Here is a 25,034-nt window from a genome sequence, read left to right on the forward strand (position 1 = left end):
GTCCAAAAAATCCAGGGTTCGGAGTATAAGTAAACGAACCATCCTTATTAAATCCGAGAGTGCCATTGTTGGGATTTGTGACTAGAGTTGCCGTCCGCAAATCCTTGTCTAAGTCGCTATCGTTGGCTAAAACTCCCTCAGCCACAGGCACGTTCAGGACTTGATCGTGCAGGGTTTTGTAATTGTCAATTTGTACGTTCGGCGGATTGTTTATGACATTGATATTTGCCGAAATTGCTGGTGAAGTAGCAGCCCCATCGCTGACAGTGTAAGTAAAACTATCAGGTCCAAAGAATCCTGGATTGGGAGTATAAGTAAACGAACCATCCTTATTCAATCCGAGAGTGCCATTCTTGGGATTTGTGACTAGAGTTGCCGTCCGCAAATCACCATCCAAGTCGATGTCGTTGGCTAAAACTCCCTCACCAACAGCCACGTTCAGGACTTGACCGTGAAGGGTTTTGTAATTGTCAATTACTGCAAACGGGAGATTATTATTTGTAACGTTAATCGTAACTGTTGCTGGTTGGACAGATGAATCTGTGCCGTCGCTAACATTATAGGTGAAGGTATCAGTGCCTACAAAGCCAGCTTTCGGAGTATAAGTGAAGTCGCCGGTGAGATTTAACTTGACTGTACCGTTGCTCGCGGTTGTAACTACCACGGCACTACGCGCGTCGCCGCTGTTGGCGTCGGTGTCGTTGCTTAAGACTCCCGCCCCAGAGACGCTGAGAACTTTGTCGTGCACGACGCTGTAGCTGCCGTCATCGACGGCCACCGGGAAATTATTAACCGAGATGGTGCCGAGAGTAAAAGCGGCACTTGCTTGATCCGTGGCGTCCCCGAAAAATAGGAAGTTTGGCTGGCTGTAGGGATTGTAGGGTAAACGCGGCTGGCTGGTTGCTGGATTAAATGCCGTGTAGTTGCGTAGCGGTTGATTTGTCAGGCCTGGTATTGCTGTTGGGCCGGCAAACAGGGTGTAAGTGTTGCCTTGAACTACGAGTTTGTAGTCGGTAGCAGTGTTGATGTTAAAAGGTAAAGGTGCATTTTCCCCGCGAGTAAAGGTGGGAGCTGATGTTGGTGTACCACCGGTTTGAGCAAATATACCTCCGTTGGGGGGAAAGTTCCCCTTGGTGAAACCCAGTTCAATGCCATTTTGAGCGTCGCTGCTAATGGCGATGATGCTGAAACCGGCCCGATCGTTACTAATACTGTTTTCAGCGGTGACTGCAACTCGAAAAGAAACGCTGTAACCGTTGGTGCGGTCAAGTGCGGGAAAAGTTGCGCTGACTGGAGTAAATGTTGCTGGTGTCGGGGTCGGAGTTGCGGGAGTGTATCTGTAGTTGGTGTAGCCTGCATAGCCTGTAGTGTTATTAGCCGCCGTCACGCTCGCAGTATTAATGCCAGTGTTTGGCGAGAACGCACCTGTAGCTAGGATACCACCACCGAATGGGAAAAAAATAGGTATGGGAAGAGGTACTTGTCCGTAACCTAATTGAGTAGTGCCCGATGCCCCGATACCGACGGGCGATCCGGCTGGAAAGTTACTGCTGCCGTCGTAGAGGGTGACGCCGAAGGCAAATTGATAAGTGGCTCTTGTTGTTGGCCCGATCGCCAGCCCAGAGGACACCGCTCCTGTTGTATAATCTAATTCCCAATCTCCGCCCTTAGCCGAACTGCCGATCGGCGATCGAGAAGCAGCAATTTTTGCCTTGGTTAGCTGACTCAGTTGCTGCACAAAGTTAGCGCCCTTTTCCCCCGCCGCTACATCGCACCCGTACAGCAAAATCTCTCCACTGTCTCCCAGCGATCGCGACCAACGCTGCAATTGCTTAGCATAAGTTTTTAAATTTGTCAAGTTTAGATCGATCGCGCCTAGCAGTAAACTCGCGGGGCGGCCGTGGGAGATGATATGAATACTTTTAATATTGCTGCGATTCGCTAGTGCCTCAGTAATTTGTTCTACTCCATCCCGCGCCGCATCCAAGGTAATAACTTCTGTCCCCGCTGCGATGCCGTTGTGGAGAGTTTGGCTGTCGGGAAGGGCAGAGTCGATAAAGGCGATCGAACTAAAAACTGAACTGATAAAATTTGGCATAATACACCTTTGGTTAGATGACGGTAGGAAAATTAAGGCCTGTCTACCTTAGCAAATTCACAAATTTAATGTCATGAGTAAAATTAACAATCAAGACGAATACTAATTTCCCATGAACCTGCAACAGAAGCCTTTTGATAGGGGCGGATTTAGCCAATAATTCCTTTAAAAAACCGACAATTCCAGTACACAACTCGCTTTTTTAGGGTTCGATCGCCAAAAGTTCTTCTGCTACCAATCCTTTCTGAATTGCGAGTACAGCAGCTTGAGTGCGATCGCGCACTTCTAACTTTTGCAAAATCGCGTGGACGTGAACCCGCACAGTCCCCGGAGCAATGTACAATATTTGTGCAATTTCCTGATTGCTTTTCCCCCCCGCAACTAAAGCCAAGATTTCCTGTTCTCGCTTCGTCAGCGGATTCTCCAAAACTTCTGATTTTGACCCAATTTTCACAGGTTCAGGATTAGCAAAAACTGCCCGAATTTCCGCAGTTGCCGCCTGATCCCACCACGAAGCACCCGCCGCTACCGATCGAATTGCTAAAACCAAAGTTTCCGCCGCAATTCCCTTGAGGCAATATCCCTGAGCACCCGCACTAATCAATCTTTCAATTAAGGATTTTTGGGAATGAGATGTTAAGATTAAAACGGGAATTGCTGGATGTCGCTGTTTAATTTGGCGGCACGCTTCAATACCGCCAATTCCAGGCAAACCGACATCGAGAACTACCACATCTGGCAAGTGTTCCTGAGTCAATTCTACTGCGGTTTCGCCATCTTCAGCCTCGGCAATTACTTGCAAGCAACTTTCTTGTTGCAACCGCGTTTGCAGCCCCAACCGAAACAGTTCGTCGTCTTCAACTAGGAGAATTCGCAACGGATAAGCTGGTTTCATTTCTGTGGGATAGCAGGGAGTCGGAATCCAAATAAAGCACCGTGTGGCAATTTATTTTCTGCCCAAATTATACCGCCGTGGGCGTCAATAATTTGGCGAGATAAGTATAATCCTAATCCCGAACCTTTGGCTTGCCGATCGCTGTGTCCTTGATAAAAACGCTCGAACAAGTGGGGCAGTTCATCGGCAGTAATTCCCAACCCGCTATCGATAACTTTCACCACCTGAAAACTCGAATAAGATTCCATGATTATTTCTACCTTGCCACCGCGAGGAGAATGGTTAATTCCGTTTGTTAGCAAATTAACAAAAACGCGCTGGAGTTGAACCGCATCGCCATTTACCCACAAAGAGCGACGGAAATCTGACTCTCCGTAACTCATACTAATGTAAACTCGGCGCGCCGCCGACAAATGGATGAGTGTTGCGATTACTTCTTCTGCCAAAGCTACTAAATTTACGGCCGCAAGTTGCAGTTTTAAACCTTCGGCATCGTTGCGGTAAACATCCAGCAGCGTTTCTACTAATTGTAGAGACATTTTGTGCGATCGCGCCATTGTTTCGAGAACTTTTTGCTGACTGGCGGTGACATTCCCAAATTTTGCTGACCCAAAAGCTTTAATTGTTTCTATCGCCCCCAGCATCGGCGTTTTTAAGTCGTGACTCAAAGTAGAGACAAAATCTTCTCGGATGCTTGCTAGCTGCTGCTGCGACTGCAACTCAGCTTTAGCGATCGCGATCGTCTCTTGGTACTGCTGGTTGCGATCGCTCAAATATCCAGTCACCCCTAAAGCCATGACTGCGATCGATCTATTTGCAACTGTCGCTAGGGCGATCGTTTCTCCAGGAGGAACAAACAAATTTAACAGCATCAAAGCTGCTGATAGCAGCGTAATTTGCAACTTACCCAACCGACTCAAGCGCGAATTTGCCAGTAAAATCGGCCCTGTGTACAAATACCCAAACAGATACTCCGACGGCGTAGTAAATTCCAGCACTACAACGATCGCAAATAAAAGAGCGATCGACCACCTCCCCCGCAAATACTTCTCTTGAATTGCCAGGTTGTCTGTGATTTTTAATAAGCTGTTTAACATCCCTTATCCATCCATTTTATATTTTATATTTACACTCTACTCTCTGCCTTATCCCTAGGGTTTTTATTCGCTAAAATTTGTCTACAGTGACGCAAAAACAAGCGTTTAGATAACATCTATATCTGCAAGTATAGATACTGCTAAATATTTAAACATTTGTCAGTCAGTGAAAATATATAGCAGCTAAGTATAACGGCTAAACAGCAACTTATACCTGCGGGCTGATTATCAAAAATCCTAACGGCAAGTATATTGATTTTTAAAAGCAGATTGCACTTTTAAGGAAGTATTGGCTCAGTTATGCTTGAAGGATTAATTCAAATCGCATTAACGCTAATCATTGTAGTAGCGATCGCCCCTATTTTTGGTAATTACATGGCGCGGGTGTACATGGGAGAACCAACCATTCTCGACCCCGCTATTAAACCCCTAGAAAAACTCATCTATAAAGCCAGCAATATCCGGTCTATAGATTCGATGACAGGTTGGCAATATGCGCGATCGCTACTGTACAGCAATGCAGCAATGGGCATATTTGTTTTCCTAATTTTCATGCTTCAAGGAGTGCTGCCTTTAAATGCCACCGGCTTAACTGCCCCAACCTGGGATACTGCGCTGCACACAACTATTTCATTCCTCACAAATACCGACCAACAGCATTACTCCGGCGAGACAACATTTACTTATTTGTCCCAGTTAACCCTGGGATTTTTAATGTTTACCTCAGCAGCTACCGGTTTAGCAGTAGGGATTGCCTTTATCCGGGGCTTGACCGGCCGTCCCTTGGGCAACTTTTACATCGATTTAATTCAATCAATCACCCGGATTCTGCTACCCCTTTCTTTAATAATTGCCTTACTTTTGCTAATTTCAGGAGTGCCGGAAACCCTCGCAGGGCCGGCCGTTGCCCGTACCTTAGAAGGCGGCACGCAAATAATTGCTCGCGGCCCAGTAGCTCACTTTGAAAGCATCAAACAACTGGGAGAAAATGGCGGCGGATTTTTTGCCATTAACTCGGCTCATCCTTTTGAAAATCCCAATCCTTTTACCAACCTGCTGGAAACACTAGCAATGCTTTCTATACCAGCAGCTATGATTCACACCTACGGCAGATTTGCCAACAACAAAAAGCAGGGATGGCTGATTTTTTGGATGGTGTTTGCCATCTATGTAATTTTGATTGGCATTGCAGCATTTGGCGAGTACGGCGGCAACCCTCAAATTAATAATTTACTGGGTTCGCAGCAACCAAATTTAGAAGGCAAAGAAGTTAGGTTTGGCTGGGCAGAAACTGCACTGTGGGCGGTGACTACCACTGGCACAATGTGCGGCGCTGTCAACGGAATGCACGATTCTTTAATGCCTCCCGGTGGTTTTGCCACTCTGTTTAATTTGTTTCTGCAAATCGTTTGGGGCGGACAAGGAACGGGAACTGCTTACTTATTTATCTACTCAATTTTGAGCGTGTTTCTCACGGGCTTGATGGTGGGGAGAACGCCGGAGTTTTTGGGACGCAAAATTGAAAAACGGGAAATTGTTTTAGCCAGCGTTGTTTTGTTAATTCACCCGATCGCAGTTTTAATCCCCGGTGCCATTTCTCTCGCATTTACCGACAGTTTGAGCGGCATCAGCAACCCCGGATTTCACGGCATTTCCCAGGTGATGTACGAATACGCTTCGGCGGCAGCCAACAACGGTTCTGGCTTAGAAGGATTGGCCGACTCTCAACCCGCACCTACCGGACTTTGGTGGAATTTAAGCACCTGTTTCAGCCTGCTATTGGGGCGCTACGTTCCAATTATTGCCCTGCTACTTTTAGCCGACAGCATGACGAACAAACAACTGGTTCCCGAAACAACCGGCACTCTCAGAACCGATTCAGTTTTATTCACCAGCGTCACCGCAGGAGTAATTATAATTCTGGGCGCGCTGACATTTTTCCCAGTTCTAGCTTTAGGGCCAATTGCCGAAGGATATGAAATTAGCAGCGGCAAATTTGAACCAGCATCGATAACTGTACCCACAACACCTTTAGCAACACCAACTCCTCCATCTCAATAGCGAAAATTCTCAACCTCACTATTCTCTCTCTCTGCGTTCTCTGTGTTCTCTGTGGTTCATTAAAAATCCCAAATCGACATGACCTCATCCCATACCCCTGATTCCCCAAAAAAACCTGCTAGAGGCTCTCGCGAGTCTCGCAAGCACACGCCAAAAGCAAATACAAAAGGCCTTTATCAAAGAGCTTTTAAACAAGCTTTTGTCAAGCTAAACCCACGGGTAATGCTAAAAAATCCGGTGATGTTTGTGGTGTGGGTTGGCACAATTGTGACTGCATTATTAACGATCGACCCGACGCTGTTCGGCCCGGTTCCCGGCGAAAATCAGAGAGTTTTCAACGGTTTAGTCACGTTTATTTTGTTCTTCACCTTGGTATTTGCTAATTTTGCCGAAGCGATAGCAGAAGGGCGGGGGAAAGCGCAAGCAGACGCACTGCGATCGACCAAAGCCGACACAACAGCCCGCAAACTCCTACCAGACGGTTCAATTCAAGAAGTTAGTTCGACATCCCTGAGACGGGGCGACCAAATTAAAGTGATCGCAGGCGATGTCATTCCCGCCGACGGCGAAGTGATTGCAGGCGTCGCATCTGTAGACGAATCTGCGATCACTGGCGAATCCGCGCCGGTGCTCAAGGAACCGGGTTCGGACATCGCCAGTTCCGTCACCGGCGGTACGCGCATCCTTTCCGACGAATTGACGCTGCGGGTGATGGCCGACCCCGGTAAGGGATTTTTGGACAGGATGATCGCGCTGGTAGAGGGCGCTGAAAGGTCGAAAACGCCGAACGAGATCGCGCTGACGGTGCTGCTGGCGGTGCTAACGCTGGTGTTTTTGATTGTGGTTTCGACGATTCCGCCCGTGGGAAATTACGTGAAAACCCCTGTGGGCGTGGTGACGCTGATTTCGCTGCTGGTGGCGCTGATTCCAACAACGATCGGCGGTTTGCTGAGCGCGATCGGCATTGCGGGCATGGATCGCGTCGCTCAGTTTAACGTGATAGCGACCTCTGGACGCGCCGTGGAGGCTTGCGGCGACGTGAATACGCTGATTTTGGACAAAACGGGGACGATCACGCTGGGGAACCGTTTAGCCGAGGAGTTCATTCCGGTAAACGGTCACTCGCTGGAGGATGTTGCGAGTGTAGCCCTTGCTGCGAGTGTGTTTGACGATACTCCAGAGGGAAAGTCGATCGTCCGTTTGGCCGAAAAATTGGGCGCAACGGTGAATTTCGATCGCACCAACGCCACAGGGCTTGATTTTTCCGCAAAAACGCGGATGTCTGGCACGGATTTGCCCGACAGGACGGAGGTTCGCAAGGGTGCGGTGGATGCGGTGAAGGGTTTTGTGCGATCGCGCGGCGGCAATATCGGCCCCGATCTCGATGCAGCTTACGAGCGAGTTTCCCGGCTTGGAGGCACGCCTTTAGGCGTTTGTCAAGGCAGCGACACCTACGGCATTATCTATTTAAAAGATGTGATTAAACCGGGAATTCGCGATCGATTTGACCAACTGCGAAAAATGGGAATTCGTACCATTATGCTCACCGGAGATAACCGGATTACAGCATCAGTAATTGCCGATGAAGCAGGCGTTGACGACTTCATTGCCGAAGCAACTCCCGAAGACAAAATCGACGTAATTCGCAAGCAACAAGCCGAGGGTAAATTAGTCGCAATGACGGGAGACGGAACCAACGACGCACCCGCACTAGCACAAGCAAACGTAGGCTTGGCGATGAATTCTGGAACCCAAGCCGCGAAGGAAGCTGCAAACATGGTGGACTTAGATTCTGACCCCACCAAACTCATTGATTTAGTTACAATTGGCAAACAATTGCTGATTACTCGCGGCGCGCTGACCACATTTTCCCTAGCCAACGATATCGCAAAATATTTTGCAATTATTCCCGCCATTTTTTCCCCCGTAGGCGCATTAAACGTCATGGGTTTAGCCAGCGGTCAATCTGCGGTTTTGTCAGCATTAGTTTACAATGCTTTGATTATTCCAGCTTTGATTCCCCTAGCATTAACTGGTGTAAAGTTTAGACCTTTGACTGCAAATCAACTGTTGCAGCGGAATATTTTAATCTACGGATTGGGCGGAGCAGTCGCGCCGTTTATCGCCATCAAAGTTATTGATGTTTTGATTACCGCCGTTGGGCTAGCATAGATCGGGAAAGCATGACAAGGATTTTGACACGGATACACGGATTAATCTCGTTCCCAGGCTCTGCCTGGGAACGCATATCCAGAGGCTATGCCTCGATTTTCCCACAAAAATCATCCAATAGAAAGACAGATATTTATTCCCAAAATAAGGAGAATTTATGAAACGGAATGATTTGCTGAATGATATTTTTCCCAGAGATTTCCAAGAAATTATTGAGTTAGCTCAAAGGCTTTGGCAGCGCCACCCAATCCCGGTGCAGCTATTTCTAGTAATGTGTTTCAATGCTATATTTGCCCCCGCTGTCTACGCTGCAGCGGGCGAAGATTTGACCCGAAAAGCTGTCTGGGGTTTAAGTCTCCTAGGTTTGGTGATTATCGCCCTTTCTATTTACTTGTTCGTAGTCATCTTTCAGCCGGAAAGATTTTAGTCAATAATTAACCATTAGCAAATAACCGATCGAGGTAATTTATGAGAGAAATAATTAGAGCCATTCGCCTTACCCTGGTTTTGTGGGGAATTACAGCCATTATTTACCCTTTAATCTTGCTAGTAATCGGCCAAATTGCCTTCAACTCCCAGGCAAACGGCAGCTTAATTACCAACCAAGGAGTTGTAGTTGGCTCTGCTTTAATCGGTCAGCCTTTCTCCTCAGAAAGATATTTTTGGGGTCGTCCCAGCACCACCAATTACAGCAGCTTTGCGACAGAAAATTACGATCCGACAAAGGGAGAAAATGTTAGTCAAAGAACGGGTGTTTCGGGAGCGAGCAACCTTGCCCCCAGTAACTCTGATTTGCTGAAACGAGGTAATGAGAAAGATGGTTTTCAGGGGGTGCAAGTTGAATTAGATCGCCTCAACAAAGCTGGTATCAAACCAACTGCTGATTTAGTCTATACTTCCGGTTCTAGCCTCGATCCGCACATTAGCGTAGAGGCAGCTCGATCGCAAATTCAGCGGATAGCAACGGTGCGATCGCTCAATCTCAATCAAGTAGAAATGTTGGTAGCTAAAAATACAGAGGGCAGATTTATTGGCATTTTCGGTGAACCGGGAGTTAACGTCCTCCAACTGAATTTGGCTCTCGACCGTTTATAATATACGTAGGTTGGGTTGAGGAACGAAACCCAACACTTCAGTTCAAGTTGGAGTTGGGTTTCACTTCGTTCAACCCAACCTACAAATGTGACTAACAACGAACAACGAACAAAGAACAACTGACAACTCAGCTATGATTCACTCTAGCGAACTTACTAACAATCCAGACGCGGTTTATGCCCAACCTAACCGCACTTACGATCGCACCTCCCGCCGGGGAAAGCACAAAATATTTATCGGCATGGCCCCCGGTGTCGGCAAAACGTTCCGAATGCTGGAAGAAGGACACACGCTCAAATCTGAAGGCATTGATGTGGTAATTGGACTGTTAGAAACTCACGGCAGGAAAGAGACAGCAGCTAAAGCAGAAGCATTGGAAATAGTGTCCAAAAAACAAATGCTACGCGGCGAAAAAATGCTCACCGAAATGGATACAGAATCTGTCATAGCACGCCGTCCTCAATTAGCATTAATAGACGAACTCGCTCATACAAACATTCCCGGTTCTCTGCGAGAAAAACGATATCAAGATGTGGAAGAAATTCTCAAGGCTGGAATTGATGTTTTCTCTACCCTTAACATTCAGCACATAGAAAGTCTCAACGATTTAGTAGCTAGAATTACCGGAGTTGTAGTGCGAGAGCGAGTGCCCGATCGCGTCCTCGAAGATGCTGACGAAATAGTCGTTGTCGATGTCACGCCGGAAACTTTAGAAGAAAGGTTGCTAGAAGGCAAGATTTATGCTCCTGAAAAAATTGAACAATCTTTAGAAAATTTTTTCCAGCGCCGTCATTTAATCGCTTTGCGAGAACTCGCCCTGCGAGAAGTCGCAGACACTGTGGAAGACGACGCAGCAACTTTAAAAGGTCAATCTTGCAACATTCACGAACGAGTTTTAGTGTGCATCTCGACTTATCCGAACTCCTTGCAATTGCTGCGGCGAGGCGCGAGGATTGCGAGCTACATGAATGCCCCATTTTATGCTGTGTTTGTCAACGATCCAGACCGATTTTTAACAAAAGCAGAAAGCTTGCACGTTGAAACTTGTGAGAAACTATGTCAAGAATTTAACGGGAAATTTTTGCGGGTAAACGGCACTAATATAGCCAAAGCGATTTCCGAAGTAGCTAAACAGTATCGCGTTACTCAAATTGTGATCGGCGAAAGCCAGCAATCCCGCTGGAAATTGCTGCTGCGGGGTTCTTTGACTCAACAGTTAGTGCGATCGCTCAAACACGTAGATTTGCACATAATCGCTACTGAAAAAAGTGGTCTTTCTAATTAATTATTAGTCTTCAGTCATTAGTCATTAGTCATGAGTCGGATGAGAGCCGATAAATTAACCATAATACTTGTAGGGAGGGTTTCACCAACAATCTCTAATTCCCACTAACAATCTATATAAACCCGCCCACACCACTTTCGGAGGATAGCTGAATCTAGCGGACGACGGATGCGCCCGAAGCTTTTACCTGTCAAAATAGCACTTGCTATATCTGATTAAAAGTGCGATCGTTATGGTGGATGATTACATTCTCAACTTGCTAGTTATTGGCATCCTCCTGCTTACCGTTACCTTGGGTTCCGGCTGGATTTCGCGATTGCCTGTATCTTATGCCTTAATTTATCTAATTGTCGGTATCGGATTGGGGCCCTACGGCATCAAGCTGATTGACTTGCGTCCCGAAGCTGAATTTTTAGAAAGACTTACAGAATTTGTAGTTATTGTTTCTCTGTTCAGTTGTGGCTTAAAAATGAATCGCCCACTGCAACTTTGGGCCTGGAATTCCACAGCGCGGCTGATCGGTTTTTTAATGCCAATTTCGATTTTTGCAGTGGCTGCGATCGGTCATTGGTTTGTGAAATTAGATTGGGGCCCGGCGATTTTACTGGGAGCAATTCTCGCTCCCACCGATCCAGTTTTAGCCTCAGAAGTTCAGTTAGCTGATATAGACGATCGCGATGAATTGCGCTTTGGTTTAACATCAGAAGGCGGTTTAAACGACGCTTTAGCTTTTCCCTTTGTTTATTTCGGCATTTATTCGCTAAAAGATAACAACTGGTCGAACTGGTTTTCGCAGTGGGTAGCAGTTGACTTGATTTGGGCGATTGGCGCAGCTATCGTTATGGGAATTTTAGTAGCTAAAGCCGTCACCTGGATCGATCGGCAACTCCAACACTATCGACCAGCCGATCAATTAATGGAAGATTTCATTGCTCTGAGCACAATTCTGCTCACCTATTCCCTCACAGAAGTAGTCAACGGCTACGGATTTCTCGCAGTTTTTGTAGCAGGAATTGTGGTGCAGCGGAGTTACCGAAACCCAGAAAAGCCGCTTTCCCAACTGCACTTTACCGAGCGCATAGAAAAGTTAATGGAAGTAGCAACTATTTTACTATTAGGTTCGCTTTTGCGTTTAGAGCCTATGTTGGCCTCTGGAGGATACTCCCTCTTAGTAGGTGGATTGTTAATTTTTTTAATTCGGCCTGTGGGAGCTTGGATTAGTACGATCGGCAGTCCTTTGCATCCCGCCAGCCGCTTGCTGTGCGGTTGGTTCGGCATTCGTGGTGTCGGTTCTATCTATTATCTTACTTATGCTTTCGGTGACGGTTTGAAAGGCGAAACCGCCGAAAAAATTGCCTGGATTACCTTTACAACGATCGTACTTTCTGTGATTTTGCACGGTATTAGTTCCACCCCGTTAATGAACTGGTACGAGCGCCGAATCAAACCTAAAGTACCTGATTTAATTTAATTAATTCACGCAACTCATACAGATTCTATGCAATATTTGTAGGGACATGGCACTGCCGTGTCCTTATCCCCAGCTAAACAGGTTTCACCCCAACTAATAAAGCGAGTTCCCGCCACTTCCAATAACAGTCGGCATCGGTAAAACCAATTTCTCTAAACCAGCGCAATTGCGTTTCCACATCCAGCAATTTATTAGACGGATCATCTGGCGAATCGCTAATACCGATCGCCTCTCGAAATCTCTCATGTAAAGCCGGAGTTGCGGACGCTACGTGCTCCAAGTTGCAAAAAATGCCTCCGGGTTCCAAAAGCTCGAAAATCTCGGTGTAAAGCGAACGTTTGCGATCGTCTATTACGTGATGAATCGCAAAACTAGAAACAACCGCATCAAACTTGCCCAAATCCGGTAGCGATTCATCAAAATTGTGTTCGATTACCGTGACATTTGGGTCATCAGCAAAGCGAATTCTGGCTTTTTCCAGCATTGTCGGCGAAAAGTCGATCGCCACACATTCAACATTTGGTCGATCGCACTTAAGCAGACCCAACAACCGCCCGTCTCCCGTGCCCACATCCAGAATTCGCTTCACATTTTTCGGCACTTCCTCCAACAAAACCGCTTCACCTTCAGTGCGGTGAGGAATACCATCAGCCTTAGCCAGATACCATAAAGCGTGTTCCGCCGAAGTCCAAAGATTCACTTGACTCATATTTTTTTAAGCCTCATAAATATCGCCGTTTTTGTGCGTAAAAATCCAACCATTATCGCTAGCTTTGGCAATTAGATCGTCATCGGGATATTCGGCACTATCTCCCGAAGTGCGTGAAGCGAAGCTATCCCGAAGGGAATCGCCAATTTCCAGATAAACAACATCTGCATTCGAGCGGTTGACTAAATGATGCCCGTCTGCATCACCCGCCGGAAAACCAGCCGCTATAGCCGGTTGCAGCACTTGCTCTCCCGAATTTGTAATCAGAGTAACTTCCCCTTCCAGAACATAGATTAACTCATCTTGACGAGTGTGCCAATGCCTGAGAGCAGAACAACTTCCCGGCGCAAGTCTCACCAAATTCACCCCAAAATTCTGCAATCCGGCAGCATCGCCCAAGCGTTTTTTAACTCTCCCCGCAACAGCAGATTGGAATTGCTGAGGGTACTTAGAACCCGTAATTTCCGGTACATTTTTAGGGTCAATAATCATATAACAAAGCTGACCGCAGTTGTGAGTTTTTTCTTCTTTCTCTTGCTTGGCGTCCTAGGGTTTACGCGCGGCTTCGCCTAACGCGCCTTCGCGGTTCGTTTTTCGGTTTTTATTATTACAAAACACGCTTAAATTCAAGATAAATACAATTTTATAGCACTTACCAGATCCCCGCCACTCTCGCCTCCCACCTCCGGCAGTTCCCCCAACTCATTAAGAATGTGTTATAAATATTGAGATTCATTAAGAAATATTGCTCAAATGCTCGTTTCCCCCTCCGGCGTCAGCAAACTCAAAGAATCTTTAAAAGAAAAAGTATTCTTTGGGAATGAGCCAACCCCCGAACTCATAGCCATCTTACTGATTTACTTCGTCCAAGGCATTCTTGGACTAGCCCGCTTAGCCGTCAGCTTCTTTCTCAAAGACGAACTCGGCATGAGTCCGGCAGAAGTCTCGGCAATGCTGGGCGTCGTCGCCCTGCCTTGGATTATCAAACCCGTCTTCGGCTTCATGTCGGACGGTTTGCCGATATTCGGCTACCGCAGACGCCCTTACATCGTCCTCTCCGGGCTGCTGGGAACCTTAGCATGGGTGAGCCTCGCAACAATTGTACACACACCGCTGGCAGCTACAGGCGCGATCGCCCTGAGTTCCCTATCCCTCGCCGTCAGCGACGTAATCGCCGACTCCCTGGTAGTCGAAAGGGCCAGAAAAGAATCCGTTACCGACGCCGGTTCCCTGCAATCCTTGTCTTGGGGCGCTGCAGCCCTCGGCGGACTAATTACCGCCTACCTCAGCGGTTCCCTGCTGCAACACTTCAGCACTCATACTATCTTTTTAATCACCGCATCTTTCCCGCTAATTGTATCAGCAACAGCTTGGTTAATTGCCGAAGAAAAAACCGACAAAAGAACCGACTTTGAAACTGTCAAAGACCAATTCAAACAACTACGGCAAGCTGTTACCCAAAAAACCATTTGGCTGCCCACAGCCTTTCTCTTCCTCTGGCAAGCCACCCCAAGCTCAGACTCCGCCTTCTTCTTTTTCACCACCAATGAATTAGGCTTTCAACCAGAGTTTCTCGGCCGAGTGCGCCTCGTTACCAGCATTGCCTCCCTCGCCGGCATTTGGCTGTTTCAACGCTTCCTCAAAACAGTTCCATTTCGAGTAATTTTTGGCTGGTCAACCGTCATAGCGACAGCATTAGGCATGACTACTTTATTATTAGTAACTCATGCCAACAGAGCTTTAGGAATTGACGATCAATGGTTCAGCATCGGAGACAGCCTAATCCTGACAGTAATCGGACAAATTGCTTATATGCCGGTGCTCGTACTCTCCGCCAGATTGTGTCCCCCCGGCGTCGAAGCAACTTTATTTGCGCTGCTGATGTCAATCACAAATTTAGCAGGACTTTTGTCCCACGAAGGCGGTGCACTTTTGACCCACTTGCTAGGAATTACCGATCGCAATTTCGATAACCTCTGGCTGCTAATAGTCATCACAAACCTGTCCACACTTCTGCCCCTACCCTTCTTAAATTGGCTGCCCGCCGACAGTACAGAAAGCAGCGATCCAAACAATCAAAAGTCTCTTCCCGTATTAGAACCAGAACCAGGCAGTTCCAAACCAGGCGGACAGCATTTCATGCCCGAATACTTTCCCGACTTAGTACCGACAGTAAGGTCACAAAGTCGCACCGCAGACAGTAAATAAAGGCAGGCACACACAGATTTTGACACGGATACACGGATGAATTTAACGGATGAATTTAACTGTGTTTCCCCATTCTCCGAATTTCCTTCTCTCTGCGCCCTCTGTGTTCTCTGCGGTTAAATCAAGAAAAGCTTATTACACCCATGCAAAACTTACAACTTTCCCCACCTCAAACAGCCGCCCAAAACCTATCATACGATCGCACAGACTGGCAGCGCGGCTACGAATCCCAACCCAACGAATCCGACTACTGGATTGACAACATAGAAGGCGAAATCCCCCCCGGCTTGCAAGGCACATTCTTTCGCAACGGGCCCGGATTATTAGATGTCAACGGCCAGCGCATCCACCATCCGTTTGACGGCGACGGGATGGTTTGTGCGATCGCAATATCCGAAGGCCGCGCCCATTTCCGCAACCGATTCGTCCGCACAGAAGGCTATCTCGCCGAACAAAAAGCCGGAAAAATCCTCCACCGAGGCGTTTTCGGCACACAAAAGCCAGGGGGCCCGCTGGCCAACATTTTTGATGTCAAAATCAAAAACATTGCCAACACCAACATCATTTATTGGGGCGACAAACTGCTAGCACTTTGGGAAGCCGCACAGCCCTACAGACTCGACCCCCGCACCCTAGAAACACTCGGCTTAGACACCCTAGACGGCGTTTTACAACCCGGTGAAGCCTTCGCCGCCCACCCCAGAATTGAAAAAGGGAAAAATGGCAAAGGAGACAGATTAGTAAACTTTTCCGTCAAGCCCGGTTTGTCGAGTACCATCACGATTTACGAATTCGACGAAAGCGGCAAACTTTTGCAGCGTCACGCCCATGCAATACCGGGTTTTGCCTTCCTGCACGACATGGTAATTACCCCGAATTACTGCATATTCTTCCAAAATCCCGTCTCATTTAATCCGCTGCTTTTCTTGTTAGGATTTCGGAGTGCATCCCAGTGCATTCAATTTTCGCCAAACAAGCCAACGCAAGCAATTTTAATTCCCCGCAACGGCACTGACGAGGTGAAGATATTAGAAACCGAACCTTGTTTTGTGTTCCACCACTGCAACGCATGGGAAGAAGGAGACGAAGTTTTTGTGGATTCAGTTTGTTACGAATCATTTCCAACTGTAGAAGCAGACGGCGATTTTCGCGAGGTTGATTTTGAGAGCATTCCAGCGGGCGAATTGTGGCGGTTTAAGTTGAATTTGCAAGACAAAACCGTACAGCATCAAGTTGTTGAAACTCGGTGCTGCGAGTTTCCAACTTTGCATCCCAAGAATGTCGGACAACCTTACCGATATCTGTATATCGGTGCTGCGGATGCTCCCACGGGAAATGCTCCTTTGCAAGCTATCCTCAAAATTGATTTCGTGACTGGTGAAAGGCAAATTTGGAGTGCCGCACCGCGTGGTTTTGCGGGGGAACCGGTGTTTGTTCCCCGTGGTTCAGGCGTCTCGCCTGAAGGTGCAACGGCTGAGGATGACGGCTGGCTGCTGGTTTTAATGTATGATGCAGCTAATCATCGATCGACCTTAGTGATTTTAGATGCTCGCGACATTACCAAAGGCCCTGTAGCGCGCTTGCATTTAAAACAGCACATTCCCTACGGCTTGCACGGCAGTTTTACATCAAATGTACTGCTTCCTATCGGTTCGTAGTTTCGCGTTGATTCGCCTGGTTCTTGCGCCGCTCGCCACAGCCCGCCGGGGGTTGAAAACCCCGGCTCACAGCGAAAGTCCTCTAAAAGAGGACTAAAACCAACATTTATTATCGCTCAAGTTTCTTCAGTCGGTTTTAACCGACTTTAGCTATGAGCCAGGGGTTTAAACCCCTGGCGGACTGCGGGAAATACTAACAACATTTTAACACATAAAAATCCCTATTAAATGCAAAGTATCAACAAAGTTAATCTCAAAAAAATACTTATTTTAATTTGCAGTCTGGTCGTAATCTTTGCAATTATCTTATCTATTTACTCTCACAATGCTAACGCCCAAGAGCCTTACAATCCATCTCCAGAAAGCGCTGTAGCGTCGAAAGGCTTGGTTGAGGTAAAAATGACATTAATTGCCGTTGACCCCATTAAAAACGAATTAGAAGCCCGCTTGCAGTTTGAACTCAAAGGTATTTATAAAAAAGGGCCAACTTACCCGGCTCAAGACTTGTTAATGACAGTTAACGGCGCAAATGTACCGGATTCGGAAATTACCTTTAAAGAAGGCAAACCGATGATTGTCCCTGCATTGAAGTTTAACTTAGTCAAAGGGAAAATTAACAATTACCCGTTTGACACCCACATTGCTAAAGTAGCTATTTCGATCGACCCGCTGCCTTCGATTGGGAAAAAGTTTGCTCCCTTTGAACTGAATCCCGTACCTCTGGAATTTAATTTCCATGCCGATGTTCCCGGTTTCGACATCAGTTATAAGCCGATGGAAGAGAATTCATCTATCTTTATTTATATCGATGTTTCTGCAACTCGATCGCTCCCGGTGAAGTTCTTTGCCTTAGTGATTATTGTGATCATGTGGGTGCTGTCAATTATGGCGCTTTTGCTAGCATTAAAAGTGATGAAATCGGGTAAGTTACCGGAAGTAGGAATGCTGAGTTGGACGGGTGTAATGCTATTTGCTTTTCCCGCTATTCGCAATGCTCAACCTGGGGTGCCTCCGGTGGGAACTGCCAGTGATTTTCTGTCGTTTTTTTGGACAGAAATTATAGTTGTGGTGGCGTTGGTGATTATCGGTAGTTGTTGGTTAAAGCGGTATCATCCGCCGATTGAATGATTTGAGATTTTAGATGTTATATTGGAATAATTCACCCGCGACATAAATCAGGGGGCTTGTAGCTTTGATACTTTCAATTAACACCCCAAAGTCAACTGTTAACTAAAATCAAAGATTCAATTTTTGACTTCCAAATTCTCAATATCCTTTGCGGGTACGCCCAAACCGCGCAAGATAGTAAAAGCTATAATTCGATATCCCGATTGATTTGGGTGCACTCCATCTGCAGCCAACAAATTCAGAGTTTTGCCCGCGTGCTTTTGATACGTGGCGATAACTTCCCGACAAGGCGCATTCAAATCGATAAACAAGCACTGATTCTCTAACGCAATTTCTCGCATCGCGGCAATATACTCTTGCAACCTACGATTTTCTGGGCCGTCGAGAATTTCGCCGATAGGAGTAGGAGAAAGCAGTACAACTCGAATTCCTGCGGCTTTTGCCGCCAGCACCATTTGAGTTATTTTCTCCCGATATTCTGCCAGTGGCACTCCCGTGGGCAACTTGCCTTGCGGATAAAATCGCAGGTTTTGGAAGTCAAAGAAAGCGTGCCAAACGTCGTTGACTCCGACATTAATCATCACTAAATCTGGCTTTTGGTCGATCGCATCTTTCTGGAAGCGCGCTTGCATATCAGTCGCCTTGTTACCGGAGATTCCGGCGTTGACGATTTCGATTTGGCGATCGGGATAAAGGGCATTGAGATAGCGTTGCAGCAGCCAAACGTAACCTCCGGGGTATTTCCCACCCTCGGTGATGCTGTCGCCCACTATCACAATTTTGCGATTGCCGGCGAGCACGTTTTGGATTTCTGGTGGCGGCGTTGCTTGGGATACAGATTCTTTAAACACTGGAATTAAGGAGTGAAGAAGGTTGAAGGCAATAACAGCAGCAATTACGGCGATGGGAAGTCTGATTAAAACTTGCCTCAGCCGGGGTTTGGGACGGGGCGATTCCCTTCGGGATAGCTTCGCTTGACGCGCATTGGGATACACTACGCAGTTTTTTACTAAAAGTCTAACTATTTATCTCTGCAATAATATTATCCATTTCAGGGGTTTTTGTCACTTCTTTCAATAACTCAGTCCTGGACTAACAAAAACCTGGTTTGGACGCAACATCCGAAGTTATAAGCCTTAAGGCATAAACCTGGTTGTTGACCCCGCCTGCGTAAGTTGTACAGGTGAAAATACTGAGGTTTTTGTCGCCCTCATCTATCCGTGTAATTGCCATCACAAAAAAGTTCGCCAAATGTCACATAATTTCTGCTACTTACAGCACAACTTTAGAAGGGGATCGCGGTTTATAATATAGATAACTAGAAAAAAAGGTTTTCAAGCGAGGTTAAAGCAATGGTAGCAAATTCAAATTTTTTATATCCTCAAAATCGTTATTACGGTGAAGTAAAGCCAGAGAATTTAGTATTTAATGCGAATTTACAAGAGTTTTCTCAGCGAGTGGGTTACATCAGTTCCTTGACATCTAACGGTAAAATCTCTGTGGAACAGGCATTTACTCAGATCCAAACACTCTGGGAACAGGTGGAAAAGTCGAAAAAGCAGTTGGGAATTGGCGAACATCCATTTTCAGCTTGAATAATTAGCGCTTGGCTTGGAAGTTGAGTTACACGCCATTGATGCCGATCGATTAATCGAGAGCTTAAGATCAAAAAGTAGCTAGTGGCGATCGACCTTTTTGCCTATGAGTTCCGATTTAGTACCTCTCCTTCCCAAAGTATCCGTCGGCCGCCGCGCCGCGGCCCTCTGCATCGACGGAATCGCAGTTTGGCTACCCAGTTTGCTTCTGGGTACTAATGCGATCGTCCAAATCATATTTTTTGTTTTGCTGTGGCTGATCATGCGCGTAGCCATCGTCAGGAAAAACCAAGGCCAAAGTCTCGGGCGCTGGGCATTGGACATGAAAATTGTCGATCCCAGATTCCAACGGACTCCCGGAGTGCAAAAACTGTGCAAGCGCGAGGCATTGCTGGGCTTTTGCGCGGCCTTAGCCTTCGCAGGTATAGGTGGACTCACATCTACCAACGCCGCCGTCTTGCTGCTGATGCTGCCCCTGGCGATCGACTGTAGCGTAGCCCTCACCTCCGCCGAAAGGTTTCCCCAAGCTTTCCACGATCGCATCGGCGGGACGATCGTAGTTGGAACCCGCCGTGGCTACTCCCTCGACATCAAAGTTAGAAGATTGCTTGACCAAGTGCAGAGCAATGTGAGAAGATAATAAATTGTGTTTAAATTAGTCGAAATTTATTTAGAATTATGGCTAAAGGCGTCCGCATCATAATTACTCTAGAGTGTACTGAGTGCCGTACAAACGTAAGCAAACGCTCAAAAGGCGTGTCTCGGTACACCACCACCAAGAACCGTCGCAACACGACGGCGCGGCTGGAACTCAAAAAGTTCTGCCCCCATTGCAACAGCCACACTGCCCACAAAGAGATCAAGTAGCGATTAGTCATTAGTCCTTAGTCATCAGTCATCAGTTGTTGGCAATTGATATTGATCGGCGAAAAGCAGATAATTAACCAATGCTTTCCTGACGGCTAGCAACTAACGGCTAATAACTAAAAACTCACAATCAACAGTCAACAAACAACAGTCAACAAACAACAAACCATGACTTACTTTCGCCGGCGCGTTTCGCCCATCAAACCAGGAGACCCGATCGACTACAAAGATGTAGATTTGCTCAAAAAATACGTCACAGAACGCGGTAAAATTTTGCCCCGCCGGATTACCGGTTTGACGGCAAAACAGCAGCGAGACCTGACCAGAAGCATCAAAAGAGCAAGAATTGTAGCTTTGATGCCCTTCGTAAACCAAGAAGGTTAACAGGATTTGGGATTTTGGGTTTTAGATTTTGGACTGGGAATAAGACTTGCGCGAGAACAACGTCTTTCTGTCATTAATAGTGCAGCAAGAATGCAGCGAAATAATCGCGAAATAAGATTAAGAGTCGCAGCAGCGCAAGTCTTAATCACAAGTCAAAAGTTAAAAAAAAAGCAAGAATAAAGAAAAACTTTTTAGATTTTAACTTTCACAATTGACCAGAAAAATTGCCAACATCCAAAATCTAAAATCGCAAGCTCGAAACTCGATAAGTGGCTACTGTAAAAATCCAAAATCTCAAATATAAAGCTGGCAAGTGGAGAAGGGAACGTTAGTAGAATTTAGAGTGCACGGCGACCGCCGTCTGGCAGTTGCCGATCGCCCCGACGGCAAGAAAAACTGGGTCGTGGTAGACGAAAACGGTCAACCGCACAGCATACCGCCCAAACAAATCAGCTACGAAGTAGTCGGAGAAACTTACAAACCCTCCGACATTCCCAAATTTCTCAAAGAAGTAGAAGCCTACTCAGATCCGTCGAGTTTGGAAGTCGCTTGGGAACTTTTAGTCGGTGACGGAGAAACAGCAGATCCCGAATCCCTGGCAATGCTGCTATTTTCTGAGAGTAGTGCGGCCCAGTGTTACGCGGCGTACTGTTTGCTGTCAACAGATAAACTGTATTTCAAACAAAAGGGCGATCGCTACGAACCGCGATCGGCAGCCCAAGTAGCCGAAATCAAACACCAGCAAGAAGTAGAACAGCAGCGACACCAAGAATCCCAAGGATTTTGGGATCGAGTCAAACAGCGGCTGGCAGGGGAAAATGTAGATTGGGAAAATAGCGATCGAACTCGCCTCGACGCCCTAGAACGCTTTGCCATCCTCGGAGAAGAAGCAACGCACCGCACCCCAGCCTTAGAAACTTTAGCCAGCTTACAACGATCCGAAAACCCCGAAGCAGCCTTTAGCCTCCTAGTCGATCTAGGCCTCTGGAGTACCCACGAAAACCTGTTTTTGCGGCGAAGCCAAATTCCCCTACAATTCTCCGCAAAGGTATTAGAAGTGGCCCAACGCTGCCTAGAAAATCCCCCAACCGACTCGGACACAAATCGTCTCGATTTAACTCACCTCAAGGTTTACACGATCGACGACGAAAGCACCACCGAAATCGACGACGGCCTCAGCTTAGAATTCCTCGAAAACGGCCAGCAGCGGATCTGGATACACATCGCCGATCCCACCCGCTTGCTTTCCCCCGGAGACGAACTCGACCTCGAAGCCAGAAAGCGCACCACTACGGTTTACCTGCCCACGGGAATGATCTCCATGTTTCCCCCAGCTTTGGCAACCGGGCCGATGAGTTTAATTCAAGGCAAAGAGTGCAGCGCCCTCAGCTTCAGCGTCACCTTAGACGAAATCGGCGCGGCTCAAGATTACAGCATCCACATCAGCACCATAAAACCCACCTACCGCTTGACATACGATGACGTAGACGAAATGCTGGAGTTGGGAATCGAAGCAGAACCAGAAATAGCAGCGATCGCCTCTGCGGCCAAACTGCGCCAAAAATGGCGGGAAGCCCAAGGCGCAATCAGCATTTTCATGCCAGAATCCGTCATCAAAGTCAACGGCGACGACATCAAAATCCACGTCATCGACGACTCCACCGCCCGGATGCTAGTCGCCGAAATGATGATTTTAGCCGGCGAACTAGCCGCCCGCTACGGTCAAGCTCACAGCCTGCCCATACCCTACCGCTATCAGCCACAGCCCGAACTCCCTCCCGATGAAGAATTGCTAGCCGTGCCTGCAGGCCCCGCCCGCGCTTGCGCCGTGCGTCGGTGTATGCCCCGCAGCGAAATGGGCCTCACCCCCGGACGCCACGCAGGCTTGGGTTTGGAATTATACACTCAAGTTACTTCCCCGATCCGCCGCTATACCGATTTGCTGACTCACTTCCAAATCAAAGCCCACCTGCGAGGCGAACCACTACCTTTTTCCGCTGAAGAAATACAGGACATTGTGATGTGTCTCGGCACCGCAGTTAAAGAAGCATCCACCGTCGAACGCCAAACCAACCGCTATTGGGGATTGGAATATTTGCGGCGCAACCCCGATGAAGTTTGGGAAGCCTTAATGCTTCGCTGGCTGAGGGAAGACAGCAATCTCGGATTGATTTTATTGGAAGATTTGGGTTTAGAATTGGCAATGCGATTTGGTCGATCGGTGGCAATAGGCGATCGGTTTGAAGTCAAAGTCACTCACTGCGATCCGCGATCGGATGTCATTAACTTCCAAGAAATGATATTTGAAGCCGCACAATAGGATTTTAGATTTTAGATTTTAGATTTGGGATTGCAAAAATCTGTGTTGAAGGCTGAAACTGAGGATAAATCACCTTTTTAGTCGAGTTTCCCATCTCCTCGCATCCCCTTTGTCAAGGGCAGGGGGGTAAAAAAGATGATGGGTTCATATCTAGTCCTGTAAAATAATCGTAATTCTTGTGTGGGCGGGTTTACCCCCAAGTTGTAATATAAGCCAGAAATCCCGTAAACTCGCCCCGACGAAAATATTGGGGTCGATCGACTCGACATGATATCCGATCCCAGACAGGTAATACTTTTGACATTAAATTGACACGACACGCTTTGCTATATCCTCTCTTCCTCCGTGTCCTCTGCGTCCTCTGCGGTTAATAAAACAAACTTCAGCATTCTCAAAATTGGAAGTTTTCACCCCAACCTAGTAATCTAAAATCTAAAATTTAAAATTTAAAATCGCACAATGCCCAATTCAATTAGCCAAGTTCAGCCACCGCTGGAATTCATACCCCCAGCCTACAACCCCCTAGTGATGCAAGGTTGTAAGCAAATACTCCCCTGGTGGCTGCGATTTCGGACGAGTATCAGCCACGTTCAAGCCGAAAACGTCGAAACCCTCGCCGAACTATTCCACCAATTTCAAAATCAGAAAGTTCGCTTCTTGCTAGCCTTCCGCCACCCCAACTCAGACGATCCCTACTGTTTGGGACAACTAATTTGGAAACTCGTTCCCCAGGCGGCGCGGGCCAAAGGCATTCCCCTGCAATCCCCGGTACATTCCCACTTTATCTACGATCGCGGCATTCCCCTGTGGGCCGGTGCGGGAGTCGGCTGGCTTTATTCCCAACTCGGTGGCACTCCGATCGTTCGCGGTAAGATCGATCGCGCCGGATTGCGATCGGCCCGCGATTTATTTGCCAACAGCCAATTCCCGATCGCCGCCGCCCCAGAAGGCGCTACCAACGGTCACAATGAAATAGTGAGCCCCCTCGAACCGGGAATTGCTCAAATGGGTTTCTGGTGCGTTGAAGATTTGCTAAAAGCCGCACGCACTGAAAAAGTTTTAATTGTGCCGATCGGCATTCAATACCGCTATGTCAATCCACCTTGGCAACCCCTAGAAAAACTTTTAACTCAATTAGAAATTGATTGCGGACTGCCACCCTTAGAACGCACCGATATCGCTAATTTAGAGACGGCAAATTCCGATTCCGAAAACCAAAATCATAAATTCCAATATCTACGCCTGATTCGACTTGGCGGTCATTTGCTAGCAGTAATGGAAGAGTTTTACAGCCGTTTTTATCATAAGCAAATACAGTTATCTACATCTAGTTTAACATCATTATTTCCCCCCAAAATAACGGCAAATGATTCGGACAATGAAGTAATGATTGCTCGACTGAAAGCTTTGTTAGACGTGGGTTTGCAAGTAGCCGAAGAATATTTTAACTTAAAGCCCAAAGGCAGTTTAATAGACCGCTGCCGCCGTCTGGAACAAGCAGGCTGGGAGTATATCTATCGAGAAGATATCAAAGATATTGCAGCACTTTCTCCCTTAGAAAGAGGATTAGCCGATCGCCTCGCTGAGGAAGCAAGTCTTCGGATGTGGCACATGAGACTTGTAGAAAGTTTCGTATCCGTCACGGGCAGGTACGTCGCAGAACAACTGACAGCAGAACGTTTGGCAGAAACAACTTTACTGCTGTGGGACGTACTGGCTCGCATCAAAGGGGGAAATCCTTTCGGCAGACCGAAGTTGGGCAAACAGCAGGTACAAATGACCGTGGGCGAACCCATATCAGTGAGCGATCGTTGGGAGGGATATCAAACCAGCCGCAGGTTAGCAGTTGCCGAACTCACTCAAGACTTGCAATCAGCTTTAGAAGCAATGATTAAATCGTGAACAAACCTGACTGTCAACTGAGTACAGTTAGACCGCAGGCTTCTTTTTCCTTTTTTTCAAAGGCTTTTTATAGTGAGGTAGTTCCACCC

At 47.2% G+C, this 25,034-nt stretch carries 21 protein-coding genes; 15 read left to right on the forward strand and 6 right to left on the reverse strand.

The genetic code is table 11. From position 1 onward, the window contains the following. The 3 genes from QUB39_RS27150 to QUB39_RS27160 all read right to left on the reverse strand — a co-directional run. On the reverse strand, positions 1-2,098 hold a 2,098-nt coding region (locus tag QUB39_RS27150), incomplete at its 3' end, for a DUF4347 domain-containing protein (protein ID WP_333485200.1). Between the two features lie 202 nt (positions 2,099-2,300). After that, complete coding sequence (locus tag QUB39_RS27155; protein WP_333057210.1) at positions 2,301-2,993, reverse strand: response regulator transcription factor; 693 nt, start codon at positions 2,991-2,993, stop codon at positions 2,301-2,303. Continuing rightward, positions 2,990-4,090, reverse strand: coding sequence for a HAMP domain-containing sensor histidine kinase (locus QUB39_RS27160; RefSeq protein ID WP_333485201.1), 1,101 nt, complete (start codon positions 4,088-4,090; stop codon positions 2,990-2,992). Before QUB39_RS27160 ends, QUB39_RS27155 begins: the two co-directional genes overlap by 4 nt. Positions 4,091-4,390: 300 nt before the next feature. Here QUB39_RS27160 and kdpA point away from each other — a divergent pair, with 300 nt between their 5' ends. From kdpA to QUB39_RS27190, 6 genes are all read left to right on the forward strand, one after another. Then, positions 4,391-6,151: a potassium-transporting ATPase subunit KdpA gene (gene kdpA, locus QUB39_RS27165; RefSeq protein WP_333233660.1), complete on the forward strand. Its 1,761-nt coding sequence runs from the start codon at positions 4,391-4,393 to the stop codon at positions 6,149-6,151. Between the two features lie 78 nt (positions 6,152-6,229). Beyond that, the gene (kdpB, locus tag QUB39_RS27170) at positions 6,230-8,323 is read left to right on the forward strand and encodes a potassium-transporting ATPase subunit KdpB (protein ID WP_333233661.1); all 2,094 of its coding nucleotides are present in this window, start codon (positions 6,230-6,232) and stop codon (positions 8,321-8,323) included. Positions 8,324-8,480: 157 nt separating this feature from the next. Then, positions 8,481-8,750, forward strand: a complete 270-nt coding sequence (gene kdpF, locus QUB39_RS27175; RefSeq protein WP_333264105.1) for a K(+)-transporting ATPase subunit F — start codon at positions 8,481-8,483, stop codon at positions 8,748-8,750. A gap of 41 nt (positions 8,751-8,791) precedes the next feature. Beyond that, positions 8,792-9,418: a K(+)-transporting ATPase subunit C gene (gene kdpC / locus QUB39_RS27180; RefSeq protein WP_333233662.1), complete on the forward strand. Its 627-nt coding sequence runs from the start codon at positions 8,792-8,794 to the stop codon at positions 9,416-9,418. Positions 9,419-9,551: 133 nt separating this feature from the next. Continuing rightward, positions 9,552-10,703: a universal stress protein gene (locus QUB39_RS27185; RefSeq protein WP_333057217.1), complete on the forward strand. Its 1,152-nt coding sequence runs from the start codon at positions 9,552-9,554 to the stop codon at positions 10,701-10,703. A gap of 232 nt (positions 10,704-10,935) precedes the next feature. Next, complete coding sequence (locus QUB39_RS27190; protein ID WP_333485202.1) at positions 10,936-12,174, forward strand: sodium:proton antiporter; 1,239 nt, start codon at positions 10,936-10,938, stop codon at positions 12,172-12,174. Positions 12,175-12,247: 73 nt separating this feature from the next. Here QUB39_RS27190 and QUB39_RS27195 read toward each other — a convergent pair whose 3' ends face one another. After that, entirely contained in the window at positions 12,248-12,883 is a 636-nt protein-coding gene (locus QUB39_RS27195; protein WP_333233663.1) for a class I SAM-dependent methyltransferase, read from the reverse strand. Positions 12,884-12,889: 6 nt separating this feature from the next. Next, positions 12,890-13,375 carry a cupin domain-containing protein gene (locus tag QUB39_RS27200; protein WP_333212159.1) on the reverse strand — a complete coding sequence of 162 codons (486 nt, stop codon included), beginning with the start codon at positions 13,373-13,375 and terminating at the stop codon, positions 12,890-12,892. A 261-nt stretch (positions 13,376-13,636) separates the two neighbouring features. Between QUB39_RS27200 and QUB39_RS27205 the strand changes: the two genes are divergently transcribed. The 3 genes from QUB39_RS27205 (at position 13,637) to QUB39_RS27215 (ending at position 17,877) form a co-directional block, all read left to right on the forward strand. After that, entirely contained in the window at positions 13,637-15,091 is a 1,455-nt protein-coding gene (locus QUB39_RS27205; protein WP_333057221.1) for a folate/biopterin family MFS transporter, read from the forward strand. A gap of 143 nt (positions 15,092-15,234) precedes the next feature. Beyond that, a complete protein-coding gene (locus QUB39_RS27210) occupies positions 15,235-16,749 on the forward strand; it encodes a carotenoid oxygenase family protein (protein WP_333212162.1) in 1,515 nt (504 codons plus the stop codon). A gap of 228 nt (positions 16,750-16,977) precedes the next feature. Next, positions 16,978-17,877, forward strand: coding sequence for a DUF4436 family protein (locus tag QUB39_RS27215; RefSeq protein WP_333057223.1), 900 nt, complete (start codon positions 16,978-16,980; stop codon positions 17,875-17,877). 116 nt (positions 17,878-17,993) lie between these two features. Here QUB39_RS27215 and QUB39_RS27220 read toward each other — a convergent pair whose 3' ends face one another. After that, positions 17,994-18,728 carry an SGNH/GDSL hydrolase family protein gene (locus QUB39_RS27220; RefSeq protein WP_333212163.1) on the reverse strand — a complete coding sequence of 245 codons (735 nt, stop codon included), beginning with the start codon at positions 18,726-18,728 and terminating at the stop codon, positions 17,994-17,996. Positions 18,729-19,229: 501 nt separating this feature from the next. On the opposite strand from QUB39_RS27220, the gene QUB39_RS27225 reads away from it, so the two are divergent. The 6 genes from QUB39_RS27225 (at position 19,230) to QUB39_RS27250 (ending at position 24,945) form a co-directional block, all read left to right on the forward strand. Further along, a complete protein-coding gene (locus QUB39_RS27225) occupies positions 19,230-19,472 on the forward strand; it encodes a DUF7219 family protein (RefSeq protein WP_333057225.1) in 243 nt (80 codons plus the stop codon). A 106-nt stretch (positions 19,473-19,578) separates the two neighbouring features. After that, complete coding sequence (locus tag QUB39_RS27230) at positions 19,579-20,112, forward strand: RDD family protein (RefSeq protein WP_333057226.1); 534 nt, start codon at positions 19,579-19,581, stop codon at positions 20,110-20,112. A gap of 38 nt (positions 20,113-20,150) precedes the next feature. Continuing rightward, positions 20,151-20,339, forward strand: a complete 189-nt coding sequence (gene rpmG / locus QUB39_RS27235) for a 50S ribosomal protein L33 (protein WP_006631376.1) — start codon at positions 20,151-20,153, stop codon at positions 20,337-20,339. 168 nt (positions 20,340-20,507) lie between these two features. Then, the gene (gene rpsR / locus QUB39_RS27240) at positions 20,508-20,723 is read left to right on the forward strand and encodes a 30S ribosomal protein S18 (protein ID WP_006631377.1); all 216 of its coding nucleotides are present in this window, start codon (positions 20,508-20,510) and stop codon (positions 20,721-20,723) included. Positions 20,724-21,036: 313 nt separating this feature from the next. Next, positions 21,037-23,043 carry a ribonuclease R family protein gene (locus tag QUB39_RS27245; RefSeq protein WP_333057227.1) on the forward strand — a complete coding sequence of 669 codons (2,007 nt, stop codon included), beginning with the start codon at positions 21,037-21,039 and terminating at the stop codon, positions 23,041-23,043. Positions 23,044-23,502: 459 nt separating this feature from the next. Then, positions 23,503-24,945, forward strand: coding sequence for a 1-acyl-sn-glycerol-3-phosphate acyltransferase (locus tag QUB39_RS27250; RefSeq protein ID WP_333212165.1), 1,443 nt, complete (start codon positions 23,503-23,505; stop codon positions 24,943-24,945). The last annotated feature ends 89 nt before the right edge of the window (positions 24,946-25,034 follow it).

Origin of the sequence: Microcoleus sp. AT8-B5, from assembly GCF_036705565.1 — a bacterium.
Taxonomy (GTDB): Bacteria; Cyanobacteriota; Cyanobacteriia; order Cyanobacteriales; family Microcoleaceae; genus Microcoleus.

Coding starts and splice junctions, on each gene's coding strand:
- QUB39_RS27155 (WP_333057210.1), bottom strand. CDS start 2,993: ATGAAACCAGCTTATCCGTTGCGAATTCTCCTAGTTGAAGACGACGAA.
- QUB39_RS27160 (WP_333485201.1), bottom strand. CDS start 4,090: ATGTTAAACAGCTTATTAAAAATCACAGACAACCTGGCAATTCAAGAG.
- kdpA (WP_333233660.1), top strand. CDS start 4,391: ATGCTTGAAGGATTAATTCAAATCGCATTAACGCTAATCATTGTAGTA.
- kdpB (WP_333233661.1), top strand. CDS start 6,230: ATGACCTCATCCCATACCCCTGATTCCCCAAAAAAACCTGCTAGAGGC.
- kdpF (WP_333264105.1), top strand. CDS start 8,481: ATGAAACGGAATGATTTGCTGAATGATATTTTTCCCAGAGATTTCCAA.
- kdpC (WP_333233662.1), top strand. CDS start 8,792: ATGAGAGAAATAATTAGAGCCATTCGCCTTACCCTGGTTTTGTGGGGA.
- QUB39_RS27185 (WP_333057217.1), top strand. CDS start 9,552: ATGATTCACTCTAGCGAACTTACTAACAATCCAGACGCGGTTTATGCC.
- QUB39_RS27190 (WP_333485202.1), top strand. CDS start 10,936: ATGGTGGATGATTACATTCTCAACTTGCTAGTTATTGGCATCCTCCTG.
- QUB39_RS27195 (WP_333233663.1), bottom strand. CDS start 12,883: ATGAGTCAAGTGAATCTTTGGACTTCGGCGGAACACGCTTTATGGTAT.
- QUB39_RS27200 (WP_333212159.1), bottom strand. CDS start 13,375: ATGATTATTGACCCTAAAAATGTACCGGAAATTACGGGTTCTAAGTAC.
- QUB39_RS27205 (WP_333057221.1), top strand. CDS start 13,637: ATGCTCGTTTCCCCCTCCGGCGTCAGCAAACTCAAAGAATCTTTAAAA.
- QUB39_RS27210 (WP_333212162.1), top strand. CDS start 15,235: ATGCAAAACTTACAACTTTCCCCACCTCAAACAGCCGCCCAAAACCTA.
- QUB39_RS27215 (WP_333057223.1), top strand. CDS start 16,978: ATGCAAAGTATCAACAAAGTTAATCTCAAAAAAATACTTATTTTAATT.
- QUB39_RS27225 (WP_333057225.1), top strand. CDS start 19,230: ATGGTAGCAAATTCAAATTTTTTATATCCTCAAAATCGTTATTACGGT.
- QUB39_RS27230 (WP_333057226.1), top strand. CDS start 19,579: ATGAGTTCCGATTTAGTACCTCTCCTTCCCAAAGTATCCGTCGGCCGC.
- rpmG (WP_006631376.1), top strand. CDS start 20,151: ATGGCTAAAGGCGTCCGCATCATAATTACTCTAGAGTGTACTGAGTGC.
- rpsR (WP_006631377.1), top strand. CDS start 20,508: ATGACTTACTTTCGCCGGCGCGTTTCGCCCATCAAACCAGGAGACCCG.
- QUB39_RS27250 (WP_333212165.1), top strand. CDS start 23,503: ATGCCCAATTCAATTAGCCAAGTTCAGCCACCGCTGGAATTCATACCC.